Source organism: Halomonas sp. DP1Y21-3 (genome assembly GCF_019801245.1).
Classification (GTDB): Bacteria; Pseudomonadota; Gammaproteobacteria; order Pseudomonadales; family Halomonadaceae; genus Halomonas; species Halomonas litopenaei.
In genome coordinates this window covers 87,004-100,922 of record NZ_JAHVJM010000004.1, presented here as the reverse complement: position 1 = coordinate 100,922, position 13,919 = coordinate 87,004, and the positions used below count along the sequence as shown (strand labels likewise).

The 13,919-nt window shown below is 59.2% G+C and carries 12 protein-coding genes; 7 read left to right on the top strand and 5 right to left on the bottom strand.

From position 1 onward, the window contains the following. Positions 1 to 2: 2 nt before the first annotated feature. The 3 genes from moaE to KUV74_RS12645 all read left to right on the top strand — a co-directional run bounded on the left by moaE (position 3) and on the right by KUV74_RS12645 (position 2,038). The gene (moaE, locus tag KUV74_RS12655) at positions 3 to 461 is read left to right on the top strand and encodes a molybdopterin synthase catalytic subunit MoaE (protein WP_222516512.1); all 459 of its coding nucleotides are present in this window, start codon (positions 3 to 5) and stop codon (positions 459 to 461) included. Then, the gene (moaA, locus tag KUV74_RS12650; protein ID WP_222516511.1) at positions 458 to 1,450 is read left to right on the top strand and encodes a GTP 3',8-cyclase MoaA; all 993 of its coding nucleotides are present in this window, start codon (positions 458 to 460) and stop codon (positions 1,448 to 1,450) included. The genes moaE and moaA overlap by 4 nt, the downstream gene beginning before the upstream one ends. A 303-nt stretch (positions 1,451 to 1,753) precedes the next feature. Next, positions 1,754 to 2,038: a hypothetical protein gene (locus tag KUV74_RS12645; protein ID WP_045994196.1), complete on the top strand. Its 285-nt coding sequence runs from the start codon at positions 1,754 to 1,756 to the stop codon at positions 2,036 to 2,038. A gap of 216 nt (positions 2,039 to 2,254) precedes the next feature. Here the strand turns inward: KUV74_RS12645 and KUV74_RS12640 are convergent, their stop codons facing one another. Continuing rightward, positions 2,255 to 3,841: a ribonuclease J gene (locus KUV74_RS12640; protein ID WP_222516510.1), complete on the bottom strand. Its 1,587-nt coding sequence runs from the start codon at positions 3,839 to 3,841 to the stop codon at positions 2,255 to 2,257. Between the two features lie 289 nt (positions 3,842 to 4,130). Here KUV74_RS12640 and purU point away from each other — a divergent pair, with 289 nt between their 5' ends. Then, complete coding sequence (gene purU / locus KUV74_RS12635; RefSeq protein WP_222516509.1) at positions 4,131 to 4,985, top strand: formyltetrahydrofolate deformylase; 855 nt, start codon at positions 4,131 to 4,133, stop codon at positions 4,983 to 4,985. A 205-nt stretch (positions 4,986 to 5,190) separates the two neighbouring features. Continuing rightward, positions 5,191 to 5,883: an energy-coupling factor ABC transporter permease gene (locus KUV74_RS12630; protein WP_222516508.1), complete on the top strand. Its 693-nt coding sequence runs from the start codon at positions 5,191 to 5,193 to the stop codon at positions 5,881 to 5,883. Positions 5,884 to 5,908: 25 nt separating this feature from the next. On the opposite strand, the gene nadB is transcribed toward KUV74_RS12630, so the two are convergent. The 3 genes from nadB to KUV74_RS12615 all read right to left on the bottom strand — a co-directional run bounded on the left by nadB (position 5,909) and on the right by KUV74_RS12615 (position 9,181). Then, entirely contained in the window at positions 5,909 to 7,480 is a 1,572-nt protein-coding gene (gene nadB, locus KUV74_RS12625; protein ID WP_124804848.1) for an L-aspartate oxidase, read from the bottom strand. Beyond that, positions 7,461 to 8,606: an FUSC family protein gene (locus KUV74_RS12620; protein ID WP_045994192.1), complete on the bottom strand. Its 1,146-nt coding sequence runs from the start codon at positions 8,604 to 8,606 to the stop codon at positions 7,461 to 7,463. Before KUV74_RS12620 ends, nadB begins: the two co-directional genes overlap by 20 nt. A gap of 356 nt (positions 8,607 to 8,962) precedes the next feature. Continuing rightward, complete coding sequence (locus KUV74_RS12615; protein ID WP_045994191.1) at positions 8,963 to 9,181, bottom strand: hypothetical protein; 219 nt, start codon at positions 9,179 to 9,181, stop codon at positions 8,963 to 8,965. 523 nt (positions 9,182 to 9,704) lie between these two features. Between KUV74_RS12615 and KUV74_RS12610 the strand changes: the two genes are divergently transcribed. Beyond that, positions 9,705 to 9,923: a hypothetical protein gene (locus KUV74_RS12610; RefSeq protein WP_222516507.1), complete on the top strand. Its 219-nt coding sequence runs from the start codon at positions 9,705 to 9,707 to the stop codon at positions 9,921 to 9,923. Positions 9,924 to 11,490: 1,567 nt separating this feature from the next. Here the strand turns inward: KUV74_RS12610 and KUV74_RS12605 are convergent. Next, the gene (locus KUV74_RS12605) at positions 11,491 to 11,826 is read right to left on the bottom strand and encodes a hypothetical protein (protein WP_222516506.1); all 336 of its coding nucleotides are present in this window, start codon (positions 11,824 to 11,826) and stop codon (positions 11,491 to 11,493) included. Between the two features lie 415 nt (positions 11,827 to 12,241). On the opposite strand from KUV74_RS12605, the gene KUV74_RS12600 reads away from it, so the two are divergent. Further along, positions 12,242 to 13,867 (top strand): arylsulfatase, encoded by a 1,626-nt coding sequence (locus KUV74_RS12600; protein WP_222516505.1) that lies wholly within the window; start codon positions 12,242 to 12,244, stop codon positions 13,865 to 13,867. Positions 13,868 to 13,919: the final 52 nt, after the last annotated feature.

Sequence of the window (13,919 nt, the reverse complement as noted above, 5' to 3'; positions counted from 1 at the left end):
CGATGATACGCGTGCAGCAAGAGGCCTTCGATGCGGGCCATGAACAGCGCCGGATGCTTGAGCATCGCACCGACATCGGAGCGATGGTCAGCTTCACCGGACTGGTCAGGGACTTCAATGAACGCCCGGACGTCACGGCGCTGACGCTTGAGCATTATCCCGGCATGACCGAAGCGTCGCTGGCCGAGATCGAAGCTGAGGCGCGACAGCGCTGGCCGCTCGATGAGGTAACCCTGATCCATCGGATCGGTCGTCTGGAGCCCGGTGATCCCATCGTACTGGTGGTGGTGGCCAGCGCCCATCGGCGTGCCGCCTTCGAAGCCTGCGAATTCTTGATGGACCATCTGAAGACCCGGGCGCCATTCTGGAAGAAGGAGCACACCGAAAGCGGCGATTACTGGGTATCTGAACGTCGTCAGGATCATGACGACGCCAAGCGTTGGGAGGTCGCTTCGCAATGACACAACAGTTGATCGATAGTTTCGGTCGCCGGGTGACCTACGTCCGATTGTCTGTCACCGACCGCTGCGACTTTCGCTGCGTCTACTGCATGAGCGAGGAGATGACCTTCCTGCCACGTGCCCAGGTGCTGACGCTGGAGGAAATCGCTCAGGTGGCGCAAGCCTTCACCGAGCTCGGCGTGGAAAAGATTCGTTTGACCGGGGGGGAGCCGCTGGTCCGTCGCAATATCGAGCAACTGGTGTCCAGTATAGGGGCCTTGCCGGGGCTTCGGGACTTTGCCATGACCACCAACGGGGCGGGCCTGAGGCGGCATGCCGAGGCGCTGCGCCAGGGCGGCATGAAGCGTCTCAACATCAGCCTGGATTCGCTGGATCCCGAGCGCTTTCGACGGCTGACGCGTACCGGTGACCTCGACAAGGTGCTGGACGGCATCAGCGCCGCTCGGCAGGCCGGCTTTGAGCGCATCAAGCTCAATGCGGTGGTACTCAAGGGGCGCAACGAAGACGAGGTGCTGGATCTTGTCGAGTTCTCCAGGGCAGAGGGGCTGGATATCAGCTTTATCGAGGAGATGCCGCTGGGCGATGTTTCCGACCATTCCCGTGCCGAGACCTATTGTTCAAGTGACGAAGTGCGCGAAAGGATCGAGCAGCGCTACCCCCTGATGGTCACGACGGAAGCCACCGCAGGGCCTTCTCGCTACTACCGTATGGAGGATAGCGAGACTCGGGTCGGATTCATCTCGCCCCATAGCCATAACTTCTGTTCTTCCTGCAATCGTGTTCGGGTCACGGTGGAAGGGCGTCTGCTGCTGTGCCTTGGCAACGAGCATTCGGTGGATCTCAGGGCGGTATTGAGGCGCTACCCCGGTGACATGGAGAAGCTCAAGGCCGCCATCGTGGAGGCGATGCCGCTAAAGCCTGAGCGGCACCATTTCACCACCGATGGGGATGTTCAGGTGGTTCGCTTCATGAACATGACCGGTGGCTGACAGCGCTTTCGCCAAGTGACCGTTTGTTTCCTTACCTGCGCGGGCGCCTTGGGCGCCCGCTCTTTGTATCCTGGCCGCTGTCTTTTTTCCTCGAGGTGTCAGCGTTTCAACCAATATTGACCGGTCAAGGGGTGACTGGGCTCGTCCAATGAGCTCGCTGTTGACGTATAAAGACCGCCAATATTTCGGTAATTGACAAGGAAAAATCTCCAGCATTTCTTGCCAAGAGTGGCCGGTTGCATATACTTTTCTTCAAGTGAATTGCGGCGTGCGCCGCTTGGTGTCAAAGCTATGGAGTGAGCTATGTCCAGCGAATCATTGGAACGCATTGCGAGAAACAAGAACGTGGCACGGGCAGCGGCTCGTCAACTGAGCATGGAACAGCTGCAAAAACTGGCGGAAGTGGTCGAGGAGGTCATCGATCAGAAGCGCGACGAGGAGCGCCAGCGCCAGGAAGAAGAGATGCAGAAGGCCCAGAAGCTGGCGGAGATCCGTGAGCAGATCACCGAAGCCGGCCTGTCGCTGGATGATCTCGTATCGGAGCAGCCCAAGCGCAAGCGTGGACGTCCGCCCAAGAACGCCAAGTGATTCTGCTGGCGCAGGTGTGGTCACGCGAGTTCGGTTGACCTGACCTTGCACGGACGTGTCGCGTCGCCAGTGCAGCTTGGCCGCTGTGTCACCAAGGCGCGTGCATGACGCAAAGCGCGTGAATGGTGACGGCACGGCCACAAGTACGGCGAACGTCGAGCCGCGACCGGCCCTGGAAACGTCCAGGGCCGGTTGTTTTGTTTATAGGGGGGAGGCTCAGACGTCGCCGGCGATGCCTTCGATATCGCTCGCCATCAACTGGAGTTCGACCTGTGGCAGACGCTGTAAGTGTTCGCCCAGCCAGGCCTGAATACGAGGGTAGAGGCCACGACGGAGCGCCGACAGGGTATCGACGGCCAGGTCGTCGAGTTGTTCGTCGAGCCAGTCGATGAAATTGTCCTCGTCCAGGGGGCTGGTCTGGCTTGAGTCGATCATCAGCCGGCCAATTCTGGCCCAGCCGGTGTCGGTCGCTACCAGGCTGATGGCGAGGAAGAGTACGCCGTGGCGATTGCGCGCATGTGCCGGAGATTGACGCCGGTCGATGCCCCCGCGTTCGATGATGCACTGAGACAGAGGGAAGCTTTCCTCGCGGGTCAGGCCGCCCTGGTCGAAGCGGATCAGATCGCCGTTGCGAGGTGCCAGTGGAGCCTCGATGCCCAGGCGAGAGGCCAGTTCCTGATGAGCTGACTGATGGTTTTCCTCGCCATGGACCGGCAGCAGCCTGGTCGGCTGGAGCCAGCGATAGAAGCGTTCCAGTTCCTGCTGTGCGGGGTGCCCGGAGGCATGCAGTTCGGGGTGGCTGGTATCATCGATGATGGTGACCTGAAAGCGCGCCAGGCCGCGCTTGAGCCGCTCGATAAGGTGCTCGTTGCCGGGAATGGCCTTGGCCGAGAAGATGACGGTATCGCCAGTGGTCAGCTCGAAGTGGGGGTGCCTTCCCTGGGCAAGGCGCGACAACGCGGCGCGGGGTTCGCCCTGGCTCCCCGTGGCAATAACCAGCACTTCCTCGGGTGGTAGATAGCCCAGGTCGCTGACGGGCACCAGCGCAGGAAAGTCGTCGAGATAGCCCAGTTGCCTGGCATGGCCCACCATGCGCTCCATGGAGCGCCCGAGCAGGCTGACCCGGCGTCCGCAACGAGCAGCGGCGCGGCCGATGGCCAGGACCCGTGCCAGATTGCTGGCGAAGCAGGAAACGACAACGCGGCCCTGGCAGCGGGAGATGGTAGACACCATGGCCCTTGCGACCTCGCCTTCACTTCGTGAATGGCCGGCCACGTTGGCATTGGTGGAATCACCCACCACCAGATCGACCGGCGCGAGGGCGCGAAACAGATCTTCGTTCACCGGTTGGCCGATCAGCGGCTCTGGGTCCAGTTTCCAGTCGCCGGTATGCAGGATGCGCGAGTTGCCTGCCTGAATGAGCAGAGCGCAGCTTTCCGGGATGGAATGGGTCAGCGGCAGGAAACGAAGGGAAAACCCTGCGATGTCCCTGGCGTCCCCGGGTTCGATGACGTCTATCGCGTCGGTGGGAAGTCCCCGTTCGCTGAACTTGACGCGCAACATGGCGGCGACCAGAGGGGTCGCCAGAATAGGGCAGGCCCAGCGTGGCCATAGCCAGGCGGCGGCACCGATATGATCTTCGTGGCCATGGGTAATGAGCAGCGCCTGCGGACGGATGCCGCGGGTATCCAGTATCGAGGTGTCCGGCACCTGGAGCGGCTCACCTGGAAGGTCCTGGCGAATAAGCATGCCACAGTCGACGGCAATCCAGGCGTCCTGATAGCCGTACAGGCTTAGATTCATGCCGATCTCGCCACAGCCTCCCAGGGGCAGAAAATGCACCGGTGGGCGTCGTCGTGGTCGAATCTGGGCTCGCGGAATCGGCATCATGCTCGGCATCGTGGACGGTGTTCATTTCACTATACGGGATCGACCGCGCACGACTCAACGCGAGAGGTCAAAGGACCCGTGCAGCGGTCGTTCGCCATCTCACTTTTCGCTACAATGCATGCCCCGAATGGGCGTGCTCATCGCCCCTCCCCATGGTGGTGCAAGGTTGGTCACCGAGAGTTGGTCCAAGGATACAGGTGTTATGTCCCATTTCTATCGTCTGGTCGTGTCGTGTCCCGATCGACTGGGTATTGTCGCCAGGGTGTCGAACTTCATTGCTGGCCACGGTGGTTCCATCACCGAGGCCAATCAGCACTCGGACCTGGCCTCTGCTCGCTTCTTCATGCGCTACGAAATCCTGGCCGACTCCATCGGCATGTCGAAGGAAGCCCTGTGCGAGGCCTTTGCGCCGGTAGCGCGTGAATTCGAGATGGACTGGGCGCTGCGCGACACTCGTCAGAAGCGGCGCGTCGTGCTGATGGTTTCCAGGGAATCTCATTGCCTGGTGGATCTGTTGTATCGATGGACCGCTGGAGAGCTCGATTGCGAGATCGCGGCGGTGATTTCGAACCATGACGACATGCGCAAGATGGTCGAGTGGCACGGTATTCCCTACCATCATGTGCCGGTTTCGGCAGACGACAAGAGTGCCGCCTTCGCCGAGGTCGAGCGTCTGGTCGAGGCGTCCGAGGCCGACAGTATCGTGCTGGCGCGCTATATGCAGATTCTTCCGCCTGATCTGTGCGAGCGCTACAGTGGGCGAGTCATCAACATTCACCATAGCTTCCTGCCATCCTTTGCCGGGGCCAAGCCCTATCACCAGGCTTACCAGCGCGGCGTCAAGCTGATTGGTGCGACCTGCCACTACGTCACCGAGGAACTCGACGCCGGGCCGATCATCGAGCAGGATATTCACAGGGTCAGTCACTGTCATACGCCGGATGACCTGGTGCGTTTTGGGCGCGATGTAGAAAAGACCGTGCTGGCACGGGGGCTGCGTTGGCACCTCGAGGATCGGGTGCTGATCCACGACAACAAGACCGTCGTCTTTGCCTGAGCCGGCATCAAGGGCGCCGGCCGTTCTATCGACGCCCGGCGCCTGGGCGGGAGTGGGGGAGCGTGGGAGTGGGTTTGCGTGAGAATGGGTGAGCGCGGGAATGGGTGATCGAGGGAGTGTCGAAAGCCTGGTCCGGTCACTCACCCAGGCATGCCAACCGAGCCGGAATCGCCCGCACAGGTAGGCAGCAGGAAGAGGAGGGGCCATGTCCTTTGCTCAGGTGATCCTTGCCCCCTGGCTGATCTGGGTTTGCGCGGGGGTGGCGTTGTCGGCCCTGGTGCTTGCCCTTTTCCAGCGTCCCTGGCGCGCCCTCTTTCAAGATACTGGCCTGCAGCATCGCTGGCTGGCGGCAACGCTGATGGTGGCGATGCTGTGGCAACTAAGGGCCCAGGCGGTCGATTGGCTCAGTCTGCACCTGCTGTTCACCACTCTGATGACGCTGGTCTTTCGAGGCCCCCTGGCGCTCTTGAGCTGTCTGCTGGTCAATCTGTCACTGGTGCTGACCGGGCGCGTCGCCTGGCCACTGCTGGGCGTCAATCTGGTGGTCACCGGCCTGGTACCGATGCTGGTGACGGTGCTGATCTGGCGCCTGGTCGATCGACGGCTGCCATCTCATCCCATGGCTTTCCTGTTTATCGGCGGGTTCTGGTGCGCGGCGTTGTCGGCACTGGCTTCGGGGCTCGCGGTGCTGGGTTTGACGCGGCTCGGCGCCAGCGACCCGTCAGCGTTATTCCAGGCCAGTGAGTACGCGCGTTTCCTGCCGCTGCTGATGCCGTCGGAGGCCTTTATCAGCGGCATGCTGCTGAGCATTCTGATGTTCTACCACCCACACTGGGTCGCCACCTTCAACGACAGCCGTTACCTGGACGACGATGGTCGCGGCGGCCGGGGCCCGTGAGCTGAGCAGGGCCGGCGACCTTGCCTCAGGCCGGTTTGATCTGGCGTGACGGTTGCGGTGTCGGGTCCGCGTGGCGGGCGCAGTCCGGATTGTAGTGCAGCCCCCGGGATTCTCGCCTGGTGCAGGCGCTGGCGACCGTCAGACTGGCCAGAGTGAGCGCCTGGCGACAGGCGTGCAGCTCGACACTCGCGGCGCCGCCCCGAGTCAGGTCATGAAACTCCGATTCTAGTTGCTCGAGGGTCGTGCGTGCCTCGGCCAGCCCTTCGTCCTGGCGCACGATGGCGACCCTCGCGCTCATGATCTGGCGGACGCGCTGGCGCAACGAGGCGAGTCTCTCGCTGGAAACCTGTCGATCTCCGGTTGTTGCGCTCGGCCGTGGTGTCAAGGTGCGTCCCGGCGCCGGCTCACTCAGGTGGCGAGCGGCGGATCTGGCGTAGACCAGGCACTCGAGCAAGGAGTTGCTGGCCATGCGATTGGCGCCGTGCAGTCCGGTACAGGCGACTTCGCCGATGGCGTAGAGCCCCGCCACGCGCGTGGCTCCCCGATGGTCGGTGGCGACGCCGCCGCAGCTATAGTGGGCCGCCGGCACCACCGGGATGGCCTGGGTGGTGATATCCAGGCCGCGTGTGAGGCAGTGAGCGTGGATGGTGGGGAAGTGGTGACGTATGGCGGCGTCGCCGAGGTGACGGATGTCCAGCAGCACATGGTCGCTCGAGGTGCGCTGCATCTCGGCGTCGATGGCGCGGGCGACCACGTCTCGCGGGGCTAGTTCAGCGCGCTCATCGATGGCGGGCATGAACCGCTCGCCACGCACGTTCAGCAGCAGGCCGCCTTCGCCTCTTACCGCCTCGCTGACCAGAAAGGGCGGTCCCTGTGGATCGAACAGGCAGGTGGGGTGGAACTGCTGGAACTCCAGGTTCATCAGTTCGGCGCCAATCTCCCAGGCCATGACCATGCCCTCGCCACTGGCCGGGGCGGGGCTGGTGGTATGCAGGTAGAGCCCGCTGGCGCCGCCGGTAGCCAGGACGGTGTCCTGGGCGACAAGGTCGTGAGGGCGCTGGTGGGCGTCCAGGCAGCGGGCACCGCAGCAGGCACCCAGGTCATCGGTGAGCAGTTCGACCGCGATCAGGTCGTCGCGCAGCGTGATCTGCGGATGGGCGCGCACCCGGGCAAGCAGGGTGTCGGTCACGGCCCGGCCGGTGGCGTCGTCGGCGTGGATGATTCGGCGAGCGTTGTGGCCGCCTTCCCGCGTGAGGTGATAGGGATAACCACTGGCCGCCTCGGGATCCGGCGTGAAGGGCACGCCAAGACTCAACAGCCAGGCGATGGCGTCGGGGCCGTTTTCCACGGTGAAGCGCACCGCCGCTTCATCGCACAGCCCGTCCCCGGCAATCAGGGTATCCTGGATGTGGGCCTCGATGTCGTCCTGAGGCGACAGCACCGCGGCAATACCACCCTGGGCCCAGCGACTGGCACCTTGCGCCTCGACACCGGGGCGCAGCAGGGTGACCGGCCGGCGATCGGCGATCTCCAGGGCCATCGCCAGACCGGCGACGCCGCCACCGATGATGAGGACGTCAAGAGGGGCGTTTGCCATGCGTGGTTCCTTCCTTGCGGTCGAAAGAGGGGGCTCGGTGGAGCCCGTGTCGGGGGGCGCGGCGGCGCAGGCGCCTGCTGGGTAGCCGCTCGAGTCCGCCCAGGCGGCGGGCGGTTGCTTCGGTCAGGCGGGCCAGCTCCCGGTTCAGCCAGAGATAGCCGCTGGGGCTGAACAGCATTCTGCCATCCTCGGCGCGTGCCGTGGAGGCGAGGTCGGCGAAATCGTCCAGCGCGAAGGGCGTGACCTCGAGCGTGACCGGGCGTCCGGTGCGCACCTCGAAGGCGAGGGTGCCGAGATCCCGCGCCAGGGCGTGCTGCTGATCGCGCAGTCCTGCCATGGCATCGATCTGTTCGTGACCGGCGCGCGTGGTCCAGTGGGTCTCGAGCAATAGCTCCAGGGTGGACAGCATGCGTCGCTGGTAGGAGATCAGCTCGTCGACTTCGCCGCGGGTCAGGCGTCCTTCGCGGTGGACCGCGTCGGTCAGTCCGCGCTGCTTGACCAGCAATTGGCTGGCGGCCTTGAACAGTGCCTGGGTATCGATGCCCGGTGCCGATGTGGCACTGGTGTGGGTGTGATACAACCGCGCCATGCGATCCAGACAGTCGGCCAGCAGGAAGCGCAGCATGTCGGTGGCCTTGTGTGGCAGGAAGACCAGGGTGGCGCCGATGCCGACCAGGGTGCCGAGCAGTACGTCGGCGCTTCGCCAGAGTGCCACGCTGAGCTGTTGCGAGCCGTCGCCGATCACCAGCAGCAGGCTGATGGCGAACATCAGTCCGCTGTAGGCCTGGCGACCGCCGAAGACCACCCAGGTGGCGATGGCGATGCCGATCAGTGCGCCGAGTTGTACCCCCCAGCCTGGCAGCGGGAGGATGATCAGCGCCAGGCCGAGGGCGGCGCCGATCAGGGTGCCGGCCAGGCGCTGGCGCCCCTTGTCCAGTACGCCCCCGATATGGGGAAGGTTGCCCATCACCATGACCGTGCTCACCAGCGCCCAGCCACTGTGCTGGAAGGGGAACGTCTGGACGATGGCAAAGGTCACGATCAGTGCCAGACTGACCCGGAGTACGTGGAAGAGGCGGCGATGGCGGTGATTGATGAAAGGGTCGCGCAGGCGTCCGAGCAGCATGGTTCAGCCTCTCTGTCGGCCTGGGGCCGGCTCTCGAGCCGGTTGAGGGTGGGCGGTGGGAGGCGCCGTCATACGCTGTCCGAGATCGTCGGGCAGGGGATCTCGGGGTAGAGAAGCATTGTCGCTCAAGATGCTGAAGACCGTGCAGTGCTGATGAAAATGGGGGTGAAGTTTACCACGCAGGCTCGCGTGCCGTCCCGAGCCAAATGATGTCTCGAGGGACGGTGTCCAGGTGGCTGACAACGGAAAGGGGCCCCGTCCCTGGGGCCCCTTTCATCATGGTGAGTCATCGTGGTGGGTCATGGTCACACGTTATGGCTGCACGTCATGACTTGGCAGGACTCAGCGCCAAAGGCTCAGGCGGCAGCGTCCTCTTCCATCATCTTGTGAATGAGCTCCTTGAGGTCCTCGACCTGTTGCTCGAGGGCTTCCACCCGGTCCTCTTCGCTGTTCTGCTGAGCTTTTTCCTCGATTTCCTGCATGTGCTCCTGCAGGGCTTCCGAATCCATGGCGAAGGTGCTGCCCGCCATCACAAATGCGGCGATCATGGTCGATCCGACTAGCGTGCGTTTCATGTGGCATCTCCTGGAAGTCGTCCCTGAACCCTGTGAAGGCCCGCGCTCACTCCATCGAGGCGATATGGCGCTCTGCCGTCCGTGAACTGAACCGGCACAATTCACTATAGGAGGTATTTCTTTATTCGCCATTATTGATATTTCGGCGCAAGCGATGAGCAAGGATGTGGGGAACGATGAGAAGGCGATGCGAAAGCGACAAGAGGGCGACCAGAACGCGACCAGAACACCACCACAAGGCAGGTCGTCGAGGGAGTGGGTCACGTAAGACATCGATAGGGTTGGTGCCCGGAGCCGGGCTCGAACCGGCACGGTGTTGCCACCGAGGGATTTTAAGTTCGATCTGATCTAATTGGCGGCCGCGCTTGCAATGCGGTTTTCATAAAAATCAGTAGCTTAAAATCGCGAAATGTTGGACATAAATGCCTACCAGGCGTTGTGCGTGCGACCAAATTGCGACCACCTGCCAGCACAGCGCGCCATGGGATACCCTATGGCAGGTCGTGTCGAACAGGAGGTCATAATGCGCATCGACAGCACTGTCGATCGGTACCGCGAGACCAAGCAGTCCATGGAGTCGATCATCGATCGGCATATCCAAGCGGCATTCAATGAAATCCGCGAGGAGCTTGGCACTGTGCCCACCTACGTCAGTCTCAATGTCTCGGAATCACAGACGATCGAGGAGAAGTATCCTCAAGGCGTTTACACAGGGTGCAGCGTCAGCCTGGCCGGTGAGTAACGGCCGCGCTTTCTTGGCGTTGGCCGCGCTTCCCTCCTTCGCCCTTGCCGCCTACGGCAGCGGCACCGTCGCTAGGGAGACCAGCATCGTCGACGGCGACACAATCTGGTCGCAGCGCAGTGCAGACAGGTGGCACGCTCTTAATCAACGCGATAGGTTGAGCGAACAGGACGGTCGTGTAGGACAAACTATTACTGAAACAGGTGCTTAATCCTTGTGCCGATTCGCGCGCTTGCTATGGATTAGTGCGAAGCTCTATGCCAGCATTTTTCGGCGAAGCGTAGAAATAGGATTTTTCTTGCATAAAGATGGAAAGAGTCAACGCCAAGATGGCGGCGTAGATGAACAAAGCGAAATTGAGCTTCTTCGAGTTCTGCTGCGTTCTATTCAAGACGTCGCTGATTCAAATAATTGGAGAAGCGAAACTAGTAGAAAGAGAATAGTTAGGCTCTCTAGTTCCGCTTTGTGCGTGCTGGAAATATTGGAAGATAGGGAGAAATAGTCTCTATTTTCTTGTTCGTACACGCTTTGCAGAGCTGGATATTTCCCTTTCAAACGCAAGCACCGAAGCGTCATGTCGTGCTCTAGTCTCGCTTCCATGAGTGGCCAGAGCAGCTCTTCGGCCGTTGCTAGTATATTCAATTATCTCCCAGGTCACCGTTTTTCCAGAATTAGTGTATCTGGGCTCGACTTTTATTGATGATGAAATCGACATTGGTGCGACCTCCTTGGTGTTGTTGTTAACTGTAGCGCAAAAATCACCACGTGTTCTGGGGGCGGCCTGTACTTGCACAGAACGTGAGAGTTTTCTGCAAGGCCATGACAAATCGGCATAGAGCTTAGTTCTTCTGTCGAGTTTCAGCATAGCACGATAGTAGGGGGGGGGAGGGCACCTTTGATTGGGCTTGATGTGGGGAATGTGTGTGGTTATGCCGAGAGCCAAGCGATGGTAGTGGCTCGGGCAAGCCGCTTTAGGCCTTCCTGACGAGTCTGCCACTACATGCCTAAGGTTTGTCGTGCAGCCCTAGTCTACGCTAACCCTTAACACACTGTTGGCAGGGGGCGAGATGATCACGCAAATGATCAGGTATCAGGTGGTTGAGGGCGGTCTGGAAATGCGCTGTTTGGCTTGTCAGTCTACCGAGTTTCAAGAGGTAGGCAAGAAGGGGTGGACGCTCTTCGAGGTGACGCCAGATGGCCCTTGGGGTAGGTGCTTCATCATCAAGTGCAGGAGTTGCGGTCACGTAAATCTTAGAGCATCCATGCAGCCTGATTGGTAAGGCTCTCAATGGACACCTATCAGATCACGTTGTCGCGTCATCGTTTCGAGTCGAAGGTATGCTTCGGCTTCAGCTTTCACCTCCCACTTAGGACGGCGGTCTCAACGAACAAGCGAAACACGGCGCTGATTCCATTAGTGGTGCAAGTTATTGCTGTCGTAGACTTGAGAGACCACGATGAAACGATAGTGTGCGCTCCCCAGAAAATGAATTGCTCCATCGTGGAATAGTTTTTCCAAGCGCAGAAAATAACGGAGTTAATTTGTTATTGAAAATATGATGAAAAATTAACCATCCTGTTCTTGCAAAATTTCACCTCTCTTTTCGTTGAGCGCGTCGCTACCTTCCATTGCATCATCACTTTGGTCTTTCAATGCTCCTTCCGTGCTACTAGGGTCTGTGGGTTCCACCATCATCTCCTGACGCCTTTCTGTAGCAGCATCACTTCCTTCCATCATGCCTTCGTTGTGTTTTTCCATCATGCCTTCGCCGGGCTGAGTCTGAGCGGCTCTCTTATCCATGCTCTCACGATGCTCCTCTTCGGCATCAGAAGATAGGGCGCTCGCAGAAAAAAGGAGGGCTAAAGAAATAACTGAGACGGAGCATAAGCTTCTGATTAACATAGAGTTTTCCTGTTGCGAGTGTAAAGGAAAGTCATTCGGGTAGTTGCATGGTGAGCTTCCTACCCCTCACTAAGCGTAGAAAAACTTCCGTACCTGTCCAGGCGCAATACGTCACGAGAAAGAAATTGATGGTTGGGTGAAATAGCGCAGCGTAGCTAAAAGATAATCCGCTAAAAGCATTTTAGTCTGGCTTTTTATAATTTCTTGTTTATTAAAATTACGTTAGATTGTATTTTGGCATATGTTCTTTGAAATATAATAATATCTTTTTGTATGCGTGTTTTTTAATTCCTTTGTAACATATTTTAAATATTTTTGTTCTTGAAAATTTTTAAATGTGTACTAAACTTGAGTAGTCATTTTTTATTAAATGACAATTCAAGAGATAAGGATTCATGATTCAGGGAGAAAAGATGTGGCTATCTTTAATAAAAGTCTCACTTCTAGAAGGAGTGCAGCCACTTTAGTGGCTGTCTTGTTTGGTTCTATATCAACGATATCATTTGCTCAACAAAGCCAAGAAGAAGAGGGGAGTTCACAAGAGTCTTCATCAACAAAACCTAATATATTGGTTTTATGGGGTGATGACATTGGACAGTCCAATATATCTGCCTATACTCATGGTCTCATGGGGTACCAGACCCCCAACATCGACAGCATCGCCGACGAAGGAATGATGTTTACCGACTATTATGGAGAGCAGTCCTGCACCGCTGGTCGGTCGTCATTCATTCTTGGCCAGAGTGTGTTTCGCACAGGGCTGTCCAAGGTTGGTATGCCAGGTGCTCAGGAAGGCATCAGCGTCGAAGACCCGACAATCGCCGGTCTTCTCAAGGCCGAAGGATACGCCACCGGGCAGTTTGGCAAGAACCACCTGGGGGATCGCGACGAGCATCTTCCGACCAATCATGGCTTTGATGAGTTCTTCGGTAATCTTTATCACTTGAATGCTGAGGAAGAGCCCGAGCTCCCGGACTATCCGGGTGACATGGAACTCGCCAGCGGTGAGACCTTCCGTGAAGCCTACGGCCCTCGCGGGGTGATTCGCTCTACTGCTGACGGTGAGGTTGAAGACACTGGACCTCTGACCAAACAGCGAATGGAAACTATCGATGAGGAATCATCCGCGGCTGCGCTGGACTTCATCGAACGCAAAACAGCAGAAGGCACGCCTTGGTTTGTATGGTGGAATGCGACACGCATGCACTTCCGCACACACGTCAAGGACGAGATGCGCGGCATATCCGGCCAGGACGAGTACTCCGACGGCATGGTCGAACATGACATGCACGTGGGCCAGTTTCTCGACAAGCTGGACGAGCTCGACATCGCTGACAATACCATCGTGTTCTACTCGACCGACAACGGCCCCCATATGAACACTTGGCCTGATGCTGCCATGACACCGTTCCGTGGCGAGAAGAACACCAACTGGGAAGGTGGCTGGCGAGTGCCTGCCATGGTGCGCTGGCCCGGACAGATCGAGGAAGGCGCCATTTCAAACGAGGTCATGCACCATATGGACTGGATGCCCACCCTGTTGGCGGCGGCCGGCAATGACTCGGTCAAGGACGATCTTCTCGAAGGTGGTGTGCAGGCCATTGGACGCGATTACAACGTGCACCTCGACGGCTACAACTTCCTGCCGTTCCTGACCGGGGAATCTGAAGAAGCCCCAAGGCACGAGATCTTCTATTTCTCGGATGATGGCGATTTGACCGCCATGCGCTACGATGACTGGAAACTGATCTTCATGGAGCAGCGTGCAGAGGGCACCCTGAAGGTCTGGGCCAATCCGTTCACCCCGCTTCGCGTCCCGCTGATCTTCAACCTGCGCCGCGACCCTTACGAGCGCTCTCAGCTCACCTCCAACACCTTCTATGACTGGCAGCTCGACCACATGTTCATGCTGGTGCCGGCTCAGCAGTACGTGGCGAACTTCCTGCAAACCTTCGAAGAGTTCCCGCCACGCATGGAGGCCGCCAGCTTCAGCCTGGACAAGGTACTGGAAAACCTCCAGCAGCCGACCACCGTTCAGTAAGTCCGAACGAGCTAACAGAACACCAAGCTTGATATAGCAAGGAGACGACAAG

Coding starts and splice junctions, on each gene's coding strand:
- moaE (WP_222516512.1), top strand. CDS start 3: ATGATACGCGTGCAGCAAGAGGCCTTCGATGCGGGCCATGAACAGCGC.
- moaA (WP_222516511.1), top strand. CDS start 458: ATGACACAACAGTTGATCGATAGTTTCGGTCGCCGGGTGACCTACGTC.
- KUV74_RS12645 (WP_045994196.1), top strand. CDS start 1,754: ATGTCCAGCGAATCATTGGAACGCATTGCGAGAAACAAGAACGTGGCA.
- KUV74_RS12640 (WP_222516510.1), bottom strand. CDS start 3,841: ATGAATCTAAGCCTGTACGGCTATCAGGACGCCTGGATTGCCGTCGAC.
- purU (WP_222516509.1), top strand. CDS start 4,131: ATGTCCCATTTCTATCGTCTGGTCGTGTCGTGTCCCGATCGACTGGGT.
- KUV74_RS12630 (WP_222516508.1), top strand. CDS start 5,191: ATGTCCTTTGCTCAGGTGATCCTTGCCCCCTGGCTGATCTGGGTTTGC.
- nadB (WP_124804848.1), bottom strand. CDS start 7,480: ATGGCAAACGCCCCTCTTGACGTCCTCATCATCGGTGGCGGCGTCGCC.
- KUV74_RS12620 (WP_045994192.1), bottom strand. CDS start 8,606: ATGCTGCTCGGACGCCTGCGCGACCCTTTCATCAATCACCGCCATCGC.
- KUV74_RS12615 (WP_045994191.1), bottom strand. CDS start 9,181: ATGAAACGCACGCTAGTCGGATCGACCATGATCGCCGCATTTGTGATG.
- KUV74_RS12610 (WP_222516507.1), top strand. CDS start 9,705: ATGCGCATCGACAGCACTGTCGATCGGTACCGCGAGACCAAGCAGTCC.
- KUV74_RS12605 (WP_222516506.1), bottom strand. CDS start 11,826: ATGTTAATCAGAAGCTTATGCTCCGTCTCAGTTATTTCTTTAGCCCTC.